16 protein-coding genes are annotated in these 16,010 nt (G+C 34.2%); 12 read left to right on the top strand and 4 right to left on the bottom strand.

Annotation, left to right across the window (positions count from 1 at the left end; genetic code table 11):
• The first annotated feature begins 100 nt into the window (after positions 1-100).
• From def to FQU23_RS12475, 4 genes are all read left to right on the top strand, one after another.
• Positions 101-688, top strand: coding sequence for a peptide deformylase (def, locus tag FQU23_RS12490; RefSeq protein ID WP_132112298.1), 588 nt, complete (start codon positions 101-103; stop codon positions 686-688).
• An 88-nt stretch (positions 689-776) separates the two neighbouring features.
• Positions 777-1,256, top strand: a complete 480-nt coding sequence (locus tag FQU23_RS12485) for a DUF5606 domain-containing protein (RefSeq protein ID WP_245181117.1) — start codon at positions 777-779, stop codon at positions 1,254-1,256.
• Between the two features lie 109 nt (positions 1,257-1,365).
• Complete coding sequence (mazG, locus tag FQU23_RS12480; protein ID WP_147674116.1) at positions 1,366-2,154, top strand: nucleoside triphosphate pyrophosphohydrolase; 789 nt, start codon at positions 1,366-1,368, stop codon at positions 2,152-2,154.
• 223 nt (positions 2,155-2,377) lie between these two features.
• On the top strand, positions 2,378-3,835 hold the full coding sequence (locus FQU23_RS12475) for an APC family permease (RefSeq protein ID WP_147674115.1): 1,458 nt from the start codon (positions 2,378-2,380) through the stop codon (positions 3,833-3,835).
• On the opposite strand, the gene FQU23_RS12470 is transcribed toward FQU23_RS12475, so the two are convergent.
• A complete protein-coding gene (locus FQU23_RS12470) occupies positions 3,836-4,519 on the bottom strand; it encodes a Crp/Fnr family transcriptional regulator (protein WP_147674114.1) in 684 nt (227 codons plus the stop codon). It lies immediately after the preceding gene.
• A 101-nt stretch (positions 4,520-4,620) separates the two neighbouring features.
• Between FQU23_RS12470 and FQU23_RS12465 the strand changes: the two genes are divergently transcribed.
• From FQU23_RS12465 to FQU23_RS12430, 8 genes are all read left to right on the top strand, one after another.
• A complete protein-coding gene (locus FQU23_RS12465) occupies positions 4,621-6,999 on the top strand; it encodes a heavy metal translocating P-type ATPase (protein ID WP_147674113.1) in 2,379 nt (792 codons plus the stop codon).
• A 95-nt stretch (positions 7,000-7,094) separates the two neighbouring features.
• Positions 7,095-7,286 carry a cbb3-type cytochrome oxidase assembly protein CcoS gene (ccoS, locus tag FQU23_RS12460; protein WP_132112455.1) on the top strand — a complete coding sequence of 64 codons (192 nt, stop codon included), beginning with the start codon at positions 7,095-7,097 and terminating at the stop codon, positions 7,284-7,286.
• Positions 7,287-7,288: 2 nt separating this feature from the next.
• Positions 7,289-9,481, top strand: coding sequence for a cytochrome-c oxidase, cbb3-type subunit I (gene ccoN, locus FQU23_RS12455; RefSeq protein WP_147674112.1), 2,193 nt, complete (start codon positions 7,289-7,291; stop codon positions 9,479-9,481).
• Positions 9,482-9,483: 2 nt separating this feature from the next.
• Positions 9,484-9,654, top strand: coding sequence for a CcoQ/FixQ family Cbb3-type cytochrome c oxidase assembly chaperone (locus FQU23_RS12450; RefSeq protein ID WP_132112451.1), 171 nt, complete (start codon positions 9,484-9,486; stop codon positions 9,652-9,654).
• Between the two features lie 24 nt (positions 9,655-9,678).
• On the top strand, positions 9,679-10,566 hold the full coding sequence (locus FQU23_RS12445) for a cbb3-type cytochrome c oxidase N-terminal domain-containing protein (protein WP_147674111.1): 888 nt from the start codon (positions 9,679-9,681) through the stop codon (positions 10,564-10,566).
• Positions 10,567-10,614: 48 nt separating this feature from the next.
• On the top strand, positions 10,615-12,033 hold the full coding sequence (gene ccoG, locus FQU23_RS12440) for a cytochrome c oxidase accessory protein CcoG (protein ID WP_147674110.1): 1,419 nt from the start codon (positions 10,615-10,617) through the stop codon (positions 12,031-12,033).
• 116 nt (positions 12,034-12,149) lie between these two features.
• Positions 12,150-12,599: a FixH family protein gene (locus FQU23_RS12435; protein ID WP_147674109.1), complete on the top strand. Its 450-nt coding sequence runs from the start codon at positions 12,150-12,152 to the stop codon at positions 12,597-12,599.
• Between the two features lie 56 nt (positions 12,600-12,655).
• Positions 12,656-13,357: a sulfite exporter TauE/SafE family protein gene (locus FQU23_RS12430; protein WP_147674108.1), complete on the top strand. Its 702-nt coding sequence runs from the start codon at positions 12,656-12,658 to the stop codon at positions 13,355-13,357.
• Between the two features lie 159 nt (positions 13,358-13,516).
• Here the strand turns inward: FQU23_RS12430 and hemN are convergent, their stop codons facing one another.
• From hemN to FQU23_RS12415, 3 genes are all read right to left on the bottom strand, one after another.
• The gene (gene hemN, locus FQU23_RS12425) at positions 13,517-14,881 is read right to left on the bottom strand and encodes an oxygen-independent coproporphyrinogen III oxidase (protein ID WP_147674107.1); all 1,365 of its coding nucleotides are present in this window, start codon (positions 14,879-14,881) and stop codon (positions 13,517-13,519) included.
• A gap of 130 nt (positions 14,882-15,011) precedes the next feature.
• Positions 15,012-15,485 carry a hypothetical protein gene (locus FQU23_RS12420; protein ID WP_147674106.1) on the bottom strand — a complete coding sequence of 158 codons (474 nt, stop codon included), beginning with the start codon at positions 15,483-15,485 and terminating at the stop codon, positions 15,012-15,014.
• 150 nt (positions 15,486-15,635) lie between these two features.
• Positions 15,636-15,983 (bottom strand): hypothetical protein, encoded by a 348-nt coding sequence (locus FQU23_RS12415; RefSeq protein WP_147674105.1) that lies wholly within the window; start codon positions 15,981-15,983, stop codon positions 15,636-15,638.
• Between the last annotated feature and the right edge of the window lie 27 nt (positions 15,984-16,010).

Raw genomic sequence — 16,010 nt, 5'->3', positions numbered from 1 at the left:
TAGGAATTATTCATTGTCTAAATTTTTACTATTTTTGCCAACCGTATTTGAAGGAGTGAAAATCCTGAATTTAGGACTGATAATACTTAAAATAACAATAATGATTTTACCAATTGTAGGATATGGCCATCCTGTTTTAAGAAAAGTAGGAGAGAATCTTTCACAGGAACATCCTGACTTGAAAGAAACGATTGCTAATATGTATGATACAATGTATAATGCATGTGGAGTAGGTCTTGCTGCACCACAGGTTGGGCAGGCTCTTCGTTTGTTTGTTGTAGATACGACTCCTTTTAGTGAAGATGAAGATTTAGAATCATCAGAACAAAATGAACTAAAAGGGTTCAAAAGAACTTTTATCAACGCAAAAATGTTGAAAGAAGAAGGTGAAGAATGGTGTTTTAATGAAGGATGCTTGAGTATTCCTGATGTTCGCGAGGATGTGTACAGAAACGAAAGAATAACTATCGAATACTGTGAAGAGGATTTTGTTATGAAAACTGAAGTTTTTGACGGTTTAATTGCGAGAGTTATTCAGCACGAATACGATCATATCGAAGGAATTTTGTTTACAGATAAAATTTCATCCCTTAAAAAACGTTTGATTCAAAAGAAACTAAAGAATATTACTGAAGGTAAGACATTTCAAGATTATAGAATGAGATTTGTTGCCAAAAAAGGAAGGTAATAAATTTAAACATGCGACATTTGGGCATGGATTTTGGACTTTAAAAAAAATATTTACAAATCGAATTCTTAATAATAATTTAAATAATATGAATTTAGAAAAAATACTAGCCATTTCTGGGAAACCAGGTTTATATGTGCTTAAGGTACAAACTCGTACTGGTTTTGTTGCAGAATCATTAGCAGATGGAAAGAAAATTACGGTAAATTTAAAAAGCAATGTAAGTTTATTATCTGAAATTTCAGTGTACACTTATGAAGGAGAAAAACCATTAACTGAAATAATGGCGAAAATCGCTGCCAAAGAAAGTAATGGACCAGCAATTTCACATAAAGAAGACAATGCTACATTAGCTGCGTATTTTAAAGAGATTTTAGCTGACTATGATGAAGAAAGAGTATATCCATCAGATATTAAAAAAATTATAAACTGGTATAACATGCTTGAAGCTAAAGGATTGGTAGTTGATGAAACTCCAGCTGCAGCTGCTACTGATGAAACTCCAGTTGTTGCTGAAGTAGATGTAGATGCAGAGAAACCAAAAAAAGAAAAAAAAGTTAAAGAATAATACATTCTTATTTTTTATAAAAAATCCTGTCTTCGATAATTTAGAAGACAGGATTTCTTATTTTTACACGCCTGTGGACAAAAAAGCCGCCGACTAAGAACTAAATGTTATGATTGCAAGAGAAAACCAACTTAAAGCCTTTGATAGATTATTAACTATTATGGAGGAGCTGCGCGAGAAATGCCCTTGGGATAAAAAACAAACTCTGCAAAGCTTACGTCATCTTACTATCGAAGAAACCTATGAATTAGGCGATGCTATTCTGGATAATGATCTTAATGAAGTAAAAAAGGAACTTGGAGATTTATTGTTGCATATTGTTTTTTATGCTAAAATAGGAAGCGAAACAAATGATTTTGATATAGCTGATGTATGCAATGAAATTTGCGATAAATTAATTCATCGTCATCCGCATATCTACTCGGATACTGTTGTGGCCGACGACGAAGAAGTTAAGCAGAATTGGGAAAAACTAAAACTCAAAGAAGGAAAAAAGTCGGTGCTGGAAGGTGTTCCTAAAAGTTTGCCAGCCCTGGTGAAAGCAAGTAGGATACAAGATAAAGTAAAAGGAGTAGGCTTTGACTGGGAACAGTCGCACCAAGTTTGGGATAAAGTACAGGAGGAATTACAGGAATTGCAAGTAGAAGTAGAAGCTGGAAATCAAGATAATATTGAAGCTGAGTTTGGTGACGTTTTATTTTCGATGATTAATTATGCTCGTTTTCTAAATGTAAATCCTGAAGATGCTTTGGAACGAACCAATAAAAAATTCATCAAGCGTTTTCAATATTTAGAAAGTAAAGCTGGAGAATTAGGAAAACCCCTAATGGACATGACTTTGGCTGAAATGGATGTTTTTTGGGAAGAAGCGAAGCTTCTAGCTAAAAAGCAGGAATAGGAAAATTTTAATTTTCAAATATTCCAATTTGGGAAGAAGCGAAGCTTCTAGCCAAAAATCAGGAATAGGAAAATTTTAATTTTCAAATATTCCAATTTGGGAAGAAGCGAAGCTTCTAGCCAAAAATCAGGAATAGGAAAATTTTAATTTTCAAATATTCCAATTTGGGAAGAAGCGAAGCAATTATAATAGCATTATTTTTAAAAGTCAATTGAAAATACATATGTCGGAAAATAAAACGGAGTTAAAGCGTTCTTTAGGATTAGTTGATGCTACAAGTTTAGTAGCTGGTTCGATGATTGGTTCAGGTATTTTTATTGTTACCGCCGCGATGGCTCGCGATATTGGTTCGGCAGCTTGGTTACTAATAATCTGGTTAGTGACTGGTTTGATTACTGTTGCAGCGGCATTAAGTTATGGTGAATTAGCTGGGATGATGCCAAAAGCTGGTGGTCAATTTGTTTACATACAGCGTGCTTACGGTAGATTAGTATCATTTTTATATGGATGGACCGTTTTTACCGTGATTCAAACTGGAGTTATTGCGGCAATTGCGGTGACTTTTGCGAACTATTCAGCCATATTTTTTCCGGTTTTAGACAATACACTTTTCACTTTGGGAGACAGTTTTGTTTTTCCTACTAGTAAATTATTAGCTATAGCGAGTATTGTTTTACTTACTTTCATCAATACAAAGGGAATAAAAAGCGGGAAGTTGATTCAATTAATTTTAACAGCTGTTAAAATATTAGCCCTTTTTATACTGATAGTATTTGGTTTGTATGTTGGATTCAACAATGACGTATTGTCCAATAATTTTGCCAATATGTGGGACGCAAGTAGGACTGTTTTAAATGCTGACGGCACAATTACAGTTACTGAGTTGGCTGGAATGGCACTTCTGGGAGCTGCTGGTGCAACGATAATAAACTCTTTGTTTTCAAGTGATGCTTGGAATAATGTCACTTTTATTGCAGGTGAAATAAAGGAACCAAAAAAGAATATACCAAGAAGTTTATTTCTAGGAACGCTGATTGTTACTATTATTTATATCCTGGCAAACTTGGCTTATTTGGCATTATTGCCAATGCATGGAACTCCTGATGCTGCTGGTATATCTGGCAACGGAATCATGTTTGCAAGTAATGATCGAGTAGGAGCTGCTGCGGCAGGAATGATTATGGGGAACGGTAGTGTATTTATTATGGCTGCCTTAATTATGGTTTCTACTTTTGGCTGCAATAGCGGATTGATTCTTTCTGGTGGGCGATTATTTTATGCTATGGCCAAGGATGGACTTTTCTTTAAAGAAGCTAAGATTTTAAATAGAAACCAAGTTCCAGCAAAAGCATTATGGGTGCAATGTGCTTGGGCTTGTGTGCTTTGCGTGTCGGGTAAATTTGGCGATTTATTGACGTATGCTACTTTCGCCTCTTTACTATTTTACATACTGACTATTATGGGTGTATTTATTTTAAGGAAAAGAGAACCCAATGCAGAAAGGCCTTACAGAGCTTTTGGTTATCCTATCGTTCCTGCTTTGTATATAATGGTTACGACAGCAATTTGTATTATTTTACTAGTGCATGATACCTTAAATACCGGTCTGGGTTTAGGAATTGTAGCATTAGGAATTCCTGTCTATTACTTATTTATGAATAAAAAGAATAGTGACAGTTAATTAATTTTCGGCAATCTTTTTTAATTTACAGATGTCAGTAATAGTAATCTTTTTGCCTACTAATTTTATAAGCCCTAATTTATTAAAATCAGATAGTAAACGGATACAACTTTCGGTTGCTGTTCCTACTAAACTCGCCAATTCATCTCTTGAAAGTTGAATTTTTAGGGAATCATCTTCGTTTTTCCCGTAGGTATTGTGCAAGTGAAGTAGTGTTTCTGCTAATCGTTCTTTTACGGTTCTTTGTGCCATATTTACAGCATGAACATCGGCTTCTTTTAAGTCGCCACATATCGTTTTCATTACATTCATTGAAAACTGATTGTTTTTATCAAAGAATCCCATGACTTCGGTTTTTGGAATAAAACACACTTCCATATCTTCAAGTGCAACAGCACTTAAATTGACTGGTTCATCGCTAATCATTGAGCGTTGGCCTAGTAATTCTCCTTTTGAAACTAGTTTGACAATATGATCTTTTCCATTTAGACTTAGTTTTGTGAGTTTACAAACCCCGTCTTTAATGCAAAATATTCCATTTACATTTTCTCCTTCTTCAAAAATTACTTCACCCTTTTTGATAATACGTGATGTTTTACAACCAGCAAGTTTTACCAGTTCATCTTTGTTTAGGGCTTTCAATGAGCTGAACTCTCTTACAATACATTGTTCGCATTTTGACATAGTGAGCTTTTTAACTGTAAATTTACATGTTTATATGACATATATCATATTATCCTTAACATTCTTTTAGGAATTTTGCATCAGGTAAAATGAGCAAAATTATGGACACACAAAATTGTTTCCATTGTGGGTTAGACGTTATTAAAGCAGAAGAAATTATTTTTGACGATAAAAATTTTTGTTGCAACGGTTGTAAAACGGTGTACGAAATTTTTAGTGTCAATGATTTGACTTGCTATTATGATTTCGAAAAATCCCCTGGAGCAACACCACTTGACATAAGTGGTAAATATGATTTTTTAGAAAACGAAAGTATCGTTTCAAAGTTATTGGAATTTCAAGAAGAGGCTACTGCGATTGTTTCCCTTAGCATACCGCACATTCATTGTAGCTCTTGCATCTGGATATTAGAAAATTTACAGCGCCTTCAAAAAGGGATCAGTTATTCGCAGGTTAATTTTCCAGAAAAGAAAGTCAGAATTACGTATAACCCCAAAACTGTTTCGCTTAGTGAAATTGTTTATCTACTAAGTTCCATTGGCTACGAGCCCTACATTAGTTTAGAAAATTATGAAACAGGTAAAAAGAATATAGACAGAAGTTTGACCTATAAATTGGGTGTGGCTTTCTTTTGTTTCGGTAACATTATGTTACTTTCTTTTCCTGAATATTTTGAGGTAAATGAATATTGGTTAGATACTTATAAACCATTCTTTCGGTGGTTGATTTTTGCATTGTCCTTACCTGCGTTTTTATATTCAGCATCTGATTATTATGTTTCGGCTTATAAAAGCATTAAGTCTAAAATGCTAAATATCGACATTCCTATTGCTTTAGGAATTATTGTGATGTTTGTGAGAAGTGCTACTGATATCATATTTGATTATGGTTCTGGTTTTTTTGATAGCTTGACTGGCCTAGTTTTCTTTATGCTGTTAGGTAAAATGTTTCAAATTAAGACCTATAGCTTTTTAAGTTTCGAAAGAGATTTTAAATCTTATTTTCCAATTGCCATCACTCGAATAAATAGCGATACTTCTGAAGAAAGTGTCCCAGTTTATGATATTCAAAAGGGAGATCGATTGCTAATTAGAAATCAGGAATTAATTCCTGTAGACGGGATATTGATTAGTGAGAAAGCGTCAATTGATTATAGTTTTGTAACCGGTGAAGCAGTTCCCATTACTAAAAAATCAGGGGATAAGGTATTTGCGGGCGGAAAACAAATTGGTAAAGTTGTTGAAATGGAAGTATTGTACTCCGTTTCTCAAAGTTATCTCACGCAACTATGGAGTAATGATGTTTTTCAAAAAAGAGTAGCCCAAAAGTATAAAAGTGCAACCGATACTATAAGCAGGTATTTCACTCCTGCTTTATTGTTGATTGCTTTCGTGTCATTTGGTTATTGGATTTTTATCGATACAAATACTGCTTTTAATGTTTTTACCGCTATCCTGATTGTCGCTTGTCCTTGCGCTCTAGCATTGACCGCTCCGTTTACAATGGGGAATGTCCTTCGCATTTTAGGAAAGCAGAAATTCTATCTTAAAAACGCGTTGGTTATTGAGCAATTAGCAAAAGTGGATACTATTGTTTTTGATAAAACAGGAACCATTACGACGAATAAAAAAGCAAAAATTTCGTATGATGGTAGGCCTTTGTCGAATGAGAATTTGATCAATATTAAAACGGTACTTCGTGGTTCTAATCATCCATTAAGTAGAATGTTATACGATTCTCTTCCCGAACTTAAAAGTGTTGTTATTACAGATTTTGAGGAAATTACTGGAAAAGGGATTCGGGCTAAAATTGATGGACTGGAGATTTTAATTGGATCAGCTGCCTTTGCAGGAAGTATAGATGAGAATACGTTGCTGCAAACAGCAGTTCATATTACTGTAAATAAGGAATATTACGGGAAGTATATTTTCAATAATCAGTATCGAGAAGGACTAGAAGAGCTCTTTAAAAGTTTAAAGGGAAATTATCAAATAAAAGTTTTGTCTGGCGATAATGAGGGCGAAAAACTTTCTTTAGAAGCTTTACTGCCTCAGGGAACCGAATTGATTTTCGACCAAAAACCAGAACAAAAGCTTGAATTTATTAAGCAATTACAGGAGCAGGGAAGGAATGTAATGATGGTGGGCGATGGCTTGAATGACGCAGGAGCATTGGCGCAAAGCGACGTAGGAATTTCGATTTCTGAGAATGTGAATGTATTCTCACCGGCTTGTGATGCGATTTTAGAAGCAAATGAATTTCAAAAACTACATTACTTTTTGAAGTTGTCTAAAAAAGCGATGAAGACCATTAAGATGAGTTTTGGACTCTCATTGATTTACAATGTTATAGGCTTATCTTTTGCGATTACAGGGCATTTACTACCCTTAGTTGCAGCTATAATTATGCCTTTAAGCACTATAACAGTAGTCAGTTTTGTAACTATTATGAGTAATTATTACGCTAAAAAATTAAGATAATTTTATATAAATGTTAACAAGATCGAAGGAAGTATGACAATTGTCATATTATATATAGAAAGAGGAATTTAACTTTGCAAACACAAATTATAGGTATGAGTGTCATTTATTTATTAATCTCGATCAGTATAGTTGTTGCTATAGCTTTTTTTATTGCATTTCTAGTTGCAGTAAGAAGTGGTCAATATGACGATGATTATACTCCATCAGTCCGAATGTTATTCGACGATGAACTCAAGATTGCCTCCAAAAAGGAAATACAAACAACAGAAGAAAAACAGAATTAATTATGGAAATGCAGCAGTTTTATTATGACAACAAAATTGTAAAGAAGTTCATTTACGCTACCATTGTTTTTGGAATAGTGGGAATGACTGTCGGCTTATTATTAGCAACTTTATTTTTATTCCCAAACCTAACAGATGGTGTTTCGTGGTTGAGTTTTGGTCGATTAAGACCCTTACATACTAATGCCGTTATTTTTGCTTTCGTTGGAAACGCAATGTTTGCCGGGATTTATTACTCTTTACAGCGCTTGCTGAAGGCGAGAATGTACAGTGACTTTTTGAGTAACTTAAATTTCTGGGGATGGCAATTAATAATTGTTGCGGCAGCGATTACTTTACCGTTGGGATATACATCTTCAAAAGAATATGCTGAATTAGAATGGCCTATTGATATTGTTCTTACATTGATTTGGGTTGTTTTTGGTATCAATATGATCGGTACGATTTTAAAAAGAAGAGAACGCCATCTATATGTTGCTATTTGGTTTTATTTAGCCACTTTCGTAACGGTAGCGGTATTGCATATCTTCAATAGTTTGTCGATTCCAGTTTCAGCAATGAAAAGTTACTCAGTTTATGCTGGAGTTCAAGACGCTTTAGTGCAATGGTGGTACGGTCATAATGCCGTAGCTTTTTTCTTGACGACACCGTTTTTAGGATTGATGTATTATTTTGTTCCTAAAGCTGCAAATCGTCCAGTATATTCTTATCGATTGTCGATTGTTCACTTTTGGTCCTTAATATTTTTATACATCTGGGCAGGACCACACCATTTATTATATTCTGCTTTACCTAATTGGGCACAAAATTTAGGTGTAGTGTTTTCAATTATGTTATTGGCACCTTCTTGGGGGGGAATGATCAATGGTTTATTAACTTTACGTGGTGCTTGGGATAAAGTACGTGTAGATCCTGTATTAAAATTCTTCGTAGTTGCAATTACCGGTTACGGAATGGTAACTTTTGAAGGTCCAATGTTGTCTCTTAAAAATGTAAATGCAATTGCGCATTTTACAGATTGGATCGTTGCACACGTTCACGTAGGTGCACTAGCGTGGAATGGATTTATGGCTTTTGGTATGATTTATTGGTTGATACCAAGAATGACAAAAGGGCCTTTGTTTTCTATGAAATTGGCAAACTTTCACTTTTGGATTGGAACCCTTGGGATTGTACTTTATACGATTCCAATGTATGTTGCTGGTTTCTTACAAGCTTCTATGTGGAAACAGTTCAACCCTGACGGTACATTAACTTATGGTAACTTTCTTGAAACGGTGACGCAGATTATGCCAATGTATTGGATGCGAGCTATCGGAGGTACATTGTATATTATCGGAATGTTTGTTTTGACTTATAATATTATAAAAACAGTTAGAGCAAATGCAAAAATCGAAGATGAGTTAGCTGAGGCTCCAGAATTACAAAAAATCAGCAGCGGACGAATTAAAGGAGAGAAATTCCACCCTTGGTTAGAAAGAAAACCGATTCAGTTGACAATACTGGCAACAGTGGCAATCTTAATAGGAGGGATTATTCAAATTGTTCCTACTATAATGGTGAAATCTAATATTCCAACCATATCAAGTGTAAAACCGTATTCTCCATTAGAATTAGAAGGACGTGATTTATACATCCGTGAAGGTTGTGTGGGTTGTCACTCTCAGATGGTACGTCCGTTTAGAAGTGAGGTGGAACGTTATGGACCACAGTCCAAAGCAGGTGAATTTGTATACGATCATCCATTCCTTTGGGGATCAAAACGTACTGGTCCAGATTTATTAAGAGTAGGTGGAAAGTATAACGACAATTGGCATTTTAACCACATGTGGAACCCACAAAGTACTTCGGCAGGTTCTATCATGCCAGGATACAAATGGTTGTTTGACAATAGTGCTTTAGATATTTCAGATATTGAAGGAAAGATGAAAGTGATGCAACAGTTAGGTGTTCCTTATACAGATGCTGAAGTTGCAAACGCTAAGAATTCGATTAACGAACAATCGCAACAAATTGAAGATAACCTTCATGCAGATCCTGACTTTGTGAAAAGCTATGAAAACAGCAAGAAGAAAGCAGCCGCAAAAGGAGAAGAATTTGTTCCGATGCGTCAAAGAGAAATTGTAGCTTTAATTGCATACATACAAAGACTTGGAACAGATATTAAAGTAAAAGATAATACTAAAAACGAATAGACATGTTTGAACAAATAAAACACAACATGGAAACGATCGCGGGAGTTGAGATCTATCCGATACTGTCTTTATTAATTTTCTTTTTCTTCTTTGTGGGATTAGGTTTATGGGTAGTATCCTATAAAAAGGATAAAATTGATGAACTGAGTCAAATGCCCTTGGACGATAATTAATAGTATAATTTCAAAATAATTACAATGAAAAAATTAAATCCAGCATATTTCAGAGTACCGGTAATTTTCTTCATCATTCTTGGTGTAATGGAATTTTTTATCGACTCAGGAGATACCCCAGCATTTGTAAAATACCCGATGGTTTCGGTATTTATGTTCGTATTCTTATTTCTATTAATAGCGATCGAAATTACGGTAACTGCAATTAATAATATCACTTATCAGATGCTTACGGCAGAGGAGAAAGTAAAAGTGGATGAAGCCGCAAGTGCAAGTATTCAGGATAGAGAATGGTATCAAAAACTGATGAAAAAGCTTACTAGGACTGAGCCAATTGAAAATGAGGCAGGTTTGTTGTTGCATCATGATTATGATGGAATCAAGGAACTGGACAATAATTTACCGCCATGGTGGGTGTATTTATTCTATGGTTCTATTCTTTTCTCAGCAATTTATTTAGTTCGATTTGAAATCATGGACGGCGATAATCAAGAAATGGAACTTAAGAAAGAGTTGGCTCAAGCCAAAATTGATGTGGCAGAGTATATGAAAACGGCTCCAGATTTAATGGATGAGAAAACGGTAAGTTTACTAACAGATCCTGCTGAATTAGCAGAAGGAGGAACACTTTATACAACTAATTGTGCTGCTTGTCATAGAGCTGATGGTGGAGGTCAAATTGGACCAAACTTAACTGATGAAAATTGGATATTAGGTGGCGGAATAAAAGAAATTTTCCATACCATAACGAATGGAGGTCGTGACGGTAAAGGGATGATTGCCTGGAAAGGAACCTTGAAACCAAAAGAAATACAGAAAGTAGCAAGTTACATATTATCTTTGAAGGGTAGTAATCCTGCAGACGCAAAAGCTGCTGAAGGAGAAGTATGGGTTGAAGAGGCTGCACAATAGTAAACGTTACTATAGGTGAATAATTAGACCAGTAAAAAACAGAAATAGATGTCAAAGTTACCAGATGAAGCTTTTAGAGATACCATTGGTACCATCGATGATGAAGGCAATAGAAAATTCATATTTCCCAAAAGACCTTCGGGTAAATTTTGGGAATATCGAAAATGGGTTAGTTATTTTTTATTGATTATATTGATTGCCAATCCTTTTATAAAAGTCAATGGCAATCAGTTCATGATGTTCAACATACTGGAGCGGCGATTTAATATTTTTGGATTTCCTTTTTGGCCGCAGGATATTTATTTATTCGTGCTCTTTATGATTGTCGGTATCGTTTTTGTCATCTTATTTACGGTCATCTTTGGAAGGATTTTTTGTGGTTGGATTTGTCCGCAGACCATATTTTTAGAAATGGTTTTTCGAAGAATCGAATTTTGGATTGAAGGAGATAGAGGTGCTCAGATTAGATTAGAAAAACAGGAATGGAATAGCGAAAAAATAAAAAAGAAGGCATTCAAATGGACTATCTTTTTAATAATTTCTTTCCTTATTGCTAATGTCTTCCTGGCTTATGTGATTAGTAGCGATGAATTGATAAGAATGATTGAAGAAGGACCTTCTAGTCATTTAAGTACATTAGTAGCCTTATCTATTTTTACGGGAGTATTCTATTTCGTCTTTGTTTGGTTTAGAGAACAAGTTTGTATTATCGCCTGTCCCTACGGAAGATTGCAAGGTGTTCTTTTAGACAATAAATCAATAAATGTAGCTTATGATTTTGTACGTGGTGAAAAAGAAGTAGGCCGTGCAAAATTCAAGAAGAATGAGGACAGAGAGCTTGCTGGAAAAGGGGATTGTATCGATTGTAAACAATGTGTCAATGTTTGTCCTACGGGAATTGACATTCGTAACGGGACGCAATTAGAATGTGTCAACTGCACAGCTTGTATTGATGAATGTGATGTAATAATGGAGAGTGTAGGATTGCCAAAGGGATTAATTCGCTATGCATCTGAAGACGAAATTGAGAAAAAAGCACCGTTTAAATTCACGGCTAGAATGAAAGGATATACCGCTATTTTGGCTATTTTAGTCGGAATATTAATTGGTTTACTCTTTTTACGCAATGATGTTGAAGCGACCATTTTAAGACTGCCGGGACAATTGTTTCAGCACAAAGGAGACAATATCAGCAATATCTATACTTATAAAATCATTAATAAAACGAATAATGATTTTAAAGACGTTCATTTCAAATTAGCAGGAATTAAAGGAACGTTAAAATTGGTAGGAAACCAGTCTATAAAAGTGCCAAAACAAGGAATGAGTAACGGAACTTTGTTTGTAGAAATTAATGAAGTTTTATTGGAAAGTGATAAAACAACACTGAAAATTGAAGTTTATGAAGGCGATAGGAAAGTGGTAACTAGTTCAACTAATTTTTTAAGCCCTAGAAATTTCGAATAAATAGGTTGGTTTGACTTTATGTGAATTAAGGTATAAATTACCTTTAGAATAATTAATAATAAACATTCTCATCTGCCATCGAGAATTACCTTTTATGGGTTAGTTGGCTTTGTATTATGAAAATAAATTGGGGAACAGGAATTGCAATTGCTATCGCATTATTCATCAGTTTTATATTATATTTTGTTATTAAGGTACAATCAAATTCAAAATATGATAATGAATTGGTTGTCGAAGAATATTACAAGCAAGATGCTGTTTTTGGCAAAGAGATGAAACGGGTACAAAACGCGCAAGATTTAGCTGAGAAACCTGTAATTACAGAAACTACGGCCGGAGTAACGATCGTTTTTCCAGCTGTTTTTATTCCAAATAAGATTAAAGGAACGGTGTCCCTTTATAGACCGTCTAACAAAAAATTAGATTTTGAAACGTCAATTTCGTTATCTAATCCATCTTTGCTCATACCTAAATCAAATTTGGTAGGCGGTCGATGGGACATTAATATGGAATGGCAATACGACGGCAAGGAGTACTTAACAAAGGAAACAATTTATATTAATTAGTCATGTAGTTAGAATTTCAGCAGTTCTGATATTCGACTTTCAAACATTTGAGTCAAATGTTATATACAGCCTTTTTTTTCGGTCTAATCAGTAGTTTTCATTGCATAGGAATGTGTGGGCCTATTGCTATGATGTTGCCTGTCGATAGAAATAATCCGACTAAAAAAGTGACTCAGATTTTCACTTATCACATTGGTCGATTGACTGCTTATGGAACAATCGGACTCATTTTCGGTTTAGTAGGCAAAGGTTTTTTTATGGCAGGAATCCAGCAAAATTTATCGATATTCATAGGTGTTGCAATGATTGCTATTATTTTGATTCCCGAGAAAACTTTCGCAAAATACAACTTCTCAAAACCTGTTTTCGTTTTAATTTCAAAAATGAAAACAACCTTAGGAAGTCAATTTAGAAACAAAAGTTATAAGTCACTATTCACCATAGGTTTATTAAATGGGTTTTTACCCTGTGGTATGGTTTATGTTGCCTTATTTGGAGCAATAGCGATGCAAAATGCTGGTTTTGGAGTCTTATACATGCTCTTATTCGGATTAGGAACTGTGCCCATGATGAGCAGTGTGATCTATATCAATTCGTATTTGACTCTTCCTATTCGAAACAAAATTCAAAAAGTGATTCCCTATGTTGCTGTCTTAATTGGAGTCTTATTTATTTTGAGAGGATTGGGATTGGGAATTCCTTATGTTTCTCCTTCAAATACCAGTTTGTTTATTCAGGCAACTCCACATTGTAATTAGATCTTTAATCGCTGTTCGTCATTGGAGGATTTTTTTCGAAAACAATAAATAATTAAGATTAGTTCTAGGAACGAAATAAAGGGTAGCGTTTTAACGGCTACCCTTTCTGGTATTTATTATTTTCATCTAATGATTTGATCTTTGGCTGCAGCCAAAATATTAAATTGTCATGGAGAACAGCGCAGTATCTGGGGCTTTTCGTTTTAAATGCAGGTCAAACGCCATGCAGATATTACGAATGTATGGCTTACCACTTTCAGTTACCTGTAGACGCTCTTTGTGCATTTCTAGCAGTCCGTCTTTTTCCATTTCTTTCAGTTGGATAAGAACTTCTGGTATTTCTTTGAAATAAGTTGAGGTATCTGTCCAGGAAGTTTCAAATTCACACATTAAATTTAAGATGTGCTTTCTGATGATAAGGTCTTCATCTGTCAGCAAGTGGCCTCTGAAAATAGGCAATTTATCTGATTCTAATTTCTTATAATAATCTTCTATCTTTTTCTCATTTTGTGCAAAACTATACCAGCTATCACTTATTGAAGAAACGCCCAATCCAATCATTAACTGTGTTTTTGACGAACTGTAGCCCATAAAGTTACGGTGCAATTTACCGTTCTCATAAGCTTCATATAGGCTATCGGTTTTTAAGGCAAAGTGGTCCATTCCTATTTCATGGTAGCCGTTTTCCTGAAGCAATTCCTTACCTGTTTGATACAGCTTTCTCTTTTCATTGTCTTTTGGAATGTCTTCATCTTTAAAGCCACGTTGTCCATTGCCCTTTATCCAAGGCACATGAGCGTAACTGTAGAAAGCCAAGCGATCTGGTTGCAATGATTTTGTTTTTTCGATAGTATCGATTACATCTTCAATTTCTTGAAAAGGAAGTCCAAAAATAATATCATGACCTATTGAAGTGTAGCCTATTTCCTTTGCCCAAAAAGTTACTTTAGCAACATTGTGAAAAGGTTGTTCCCTGTGAATGGCTTTTTGAACTTTTTCAGAATAATCTTGAACACCAAAACTTACTCTTCTAAATCCTAAATCATATAACTTTTGTAAATGTTCGTGCGTAGTGTTGTTTGGATGTCCTTCAAAACTAAATTCATAGTCTTTTGCCTTTGTAGCTAATGAAAAAATACCGTCAATTAAATACTCTAGATTTTGAGGAGAGAAAAACGTGGGTGTTCCTCCGCCCAAATGGATTTCTTTGATTGCGGGTTTTTTATCTAAGATTTCACAGTATAAAGACCATTCTTTTAAAACAGCATCTATGTATGGACTTTCTAAAGTGTGGTTTTTAGTTATGCGTTTATTACAACCGCAAAAAGTACATAAGCTTTCGCAAAAAGGTAGATGTATATAAAGACTGATGCCTTCTTCTGAATTGCTTTGGGTGAATGATTTTTTAAAAGTATCGATCCAGTTTTGATATACAAAGTGCGATTCATTCCAGTAAGGAACCGTTGGGTAGCTGGTGTATCGTGGACCGGGAACATTATATTTTTGAATCAGCGATTTTTTCATGAGATATCAATTTTCATTAATCAAAAGTAATACTAAGGCTAAATATTTAAAATGATAATTATCATATTAAAAAAAACATAAAAAAAGAGGCTTTTTTGAGCCTCTTTCATTGAATATTAATTAGTTATAATTAGGAAATACAACTGTCAATTTTGTCTTTCCATTTTTTTGCTAGTTGATGATCTTCATGCAAACGAATCTGTCCAAGTTGATCGTTCTCAATTTTATAAAACAAAGCAGTTGCTGCTTTTTTATTCTCTTTATAATTAAATTCCAATTCGATTCTATTAGTTGTATTAGTTTTGTTTTCAGTACTTACTACTAATTTACTGGATAGAATATCATTTAAATTCACAAAAGAAACGATTTCTGGTTTAGAATTAAAATCCATTAATAGGAAACCTTTATTTTTTTCGTCTAAAGCCAATACTTTTTTATTTAAAGTTTCTGTTACCTCAAAGTTGAAATGACCATTTTGACTGAATTGATCTTTTATAGATTTTATTTTTGATTTATTAACTGATGAAGATCTTGCGGAATAGTAGAAAGGTATAGCAAATAGAAATGTTACTACAATGCCTATTATGATTATGGATGTGTCCATTTTTTTTATTTTTTTTAGTGATTTATGTAACAAGATAATTTGAATTGTCTATCAAAAGATAGCAATTCGATAAAGGACGAAAAACAGGCCCTCTAAAAACAAACCAGTTTAAGTATTAACTGTGCTTGTATAATTATTTGAGATTTTAAATTACCAAAAAGAATGATAGGGAAATAATAGTAGTGAAACCATTTCACATCGATTGATGTCTTGATTTGCAAAACGATGAAAGAGGGTTTTAATTTTAAAATCTGGAATTGCAGTCAAGAAACTATCCAGATATTTTAAAAGTGAAGAATTGGAAGTTTTTTGAAGTACAACAAATATATTGCTAATCTGCGGCTGAATGAAAGCGGAAGTATGGATGTTATCAGACGAAAAAACGGAAACTGATTTTTCTATTTCGATGGAATGACCCAGAGATTTATCTGCATTAAAAGCAAACAATAAAACTAATGAAAGCCCCATAATAAATATGGTTTTCCTTATCCAATTCATGCGGTAAATATAGAGCTTAACATTGAG

It is taken from the genome of Flavobacterium sp. XN-5 (genome assembly GCF_008033395.2).
Classification (GTDB): domain Bacteria; phylum Bacteroidota; class Bacteroidia; order Flavobacteriales; family Flavobacteriaceae; genus Flavobacterium; species Flavobacterium hiemivividum.
Note: the sequence above shows the minus strand (reverse complement) of the source record. Positions and strands in the feature narration are given on the sequence as shown.

Excerpts from the sequence above, each read along its gene's own strand:
- FQU23_RS12475 (WP_147674115.1), top strand. The coding sequence starts at position 2,378 with ATGTCGGAAAATAAAACGGAGTTAAAGCGTTCTTTAGGATTAGTTGAT.
- FQU23_RS12415 (WP_147674105.1), bottom strand. The coding sequence starts at position 15,983 with ATGAATTGGATAAGGAAAACCATATTTATTATGGGGCTTTCATTAGTT.
- ccoG (WP_147674110.1), top strand. The coding sequence starts at position 10,615 with ATGTCAAAGTTACCAGATGAAGCTTTTAGAGATACCATTGGTACCATC.
- ccoS (WP_132112455.1), top strand. The coding sequence starts at position 7,095 with ATGAGTGTCATTTATTTATTAATCTCGATCAGTATAGTTGTTGCTATA.
- FQU23_RS12430 (WP_147674108.1), top strand. The coding sequence starts at position 12,656 with ATGTTATATACAGCCTTTTTTTTCGGTCTAATCAGTAGTTTTCATTGC.
- FQU23_RS12465 (WP_147674113.1), top strand. The coding sequence starts at position 4,621 with ATGGACACACAAAATTGTTTCCATTGTGGGTTAGACGTTATTAAAGCA.
- FQU23_RS12450 (WP_132112451.1), top strand. The coding sequence starts at position 9,484 with ATGTTTGAACAAATAAAACACAACATGGAAACGATCGCGGGAGTTGAG.
- FQU23_RS12470 (WP_147674114.1), bottom strand. The coding sequence starts at position 4,519 with ATGTCAAAATGCGAACAATGTATTGTAAGAGAGTTCAGCTCATTGAAA.
- FQU23_RS12435 (WP_147674109.1), top strand. The coding sequence starts at position 12,150 with ATGAAAATAAATTGGGGAACAGGAATTGCAATTGCTATCGCATTATTC.
- ccoN (WP_147674112.1), top strand. The coding sequence starts at position 7,289 with ATGGAAATGCAGCAGTTTTATTATGACAACAAAATTGTAAAGAAGTTC.
- hemN (WP_147674107.1), bottom strand. The coding sequence starts at position 14,881 with ATGAAAAAATCGCTGATTCAAAAATATAATGTTCCCGGTCCACGATAC.
- mazG (WP_147674116.1), top strand. The coding sequence starts at position 1,366 with ATGATTGCAAGAGAAAACCAACTTAAAGCCTTTGATAGATTATTAACT.
- FQU23_RS12485 (WP_245181117.1), top strand. The coding sequence starts at position 777 with ATGAATTTAGAAAAAATACTAGCCATTTCTGGGAAACCAGGTTTATAT.
- def (WP_132112298.1), top strand. The coding sequence starts at position 101 with ATGATTTTACCAATTGTAGGATATGGCCATCCTGTTTTAAGAAAAGTA.
- FQU23_RS12445 (WP_147674111.1), top strand. The coding sequence starts at position 9,679 with ATGAAAAAATTAAATCCAGCATATTTCAGAGTACCGGTAATTTTCTTC.
- FQU23_RS12420 (WP_147674106.1), bottom strand. The coding sequence starts at position 15,485 with ATGGACACATCCATAATCATAATAGGCATTGTAGTAACATTTCTATTT.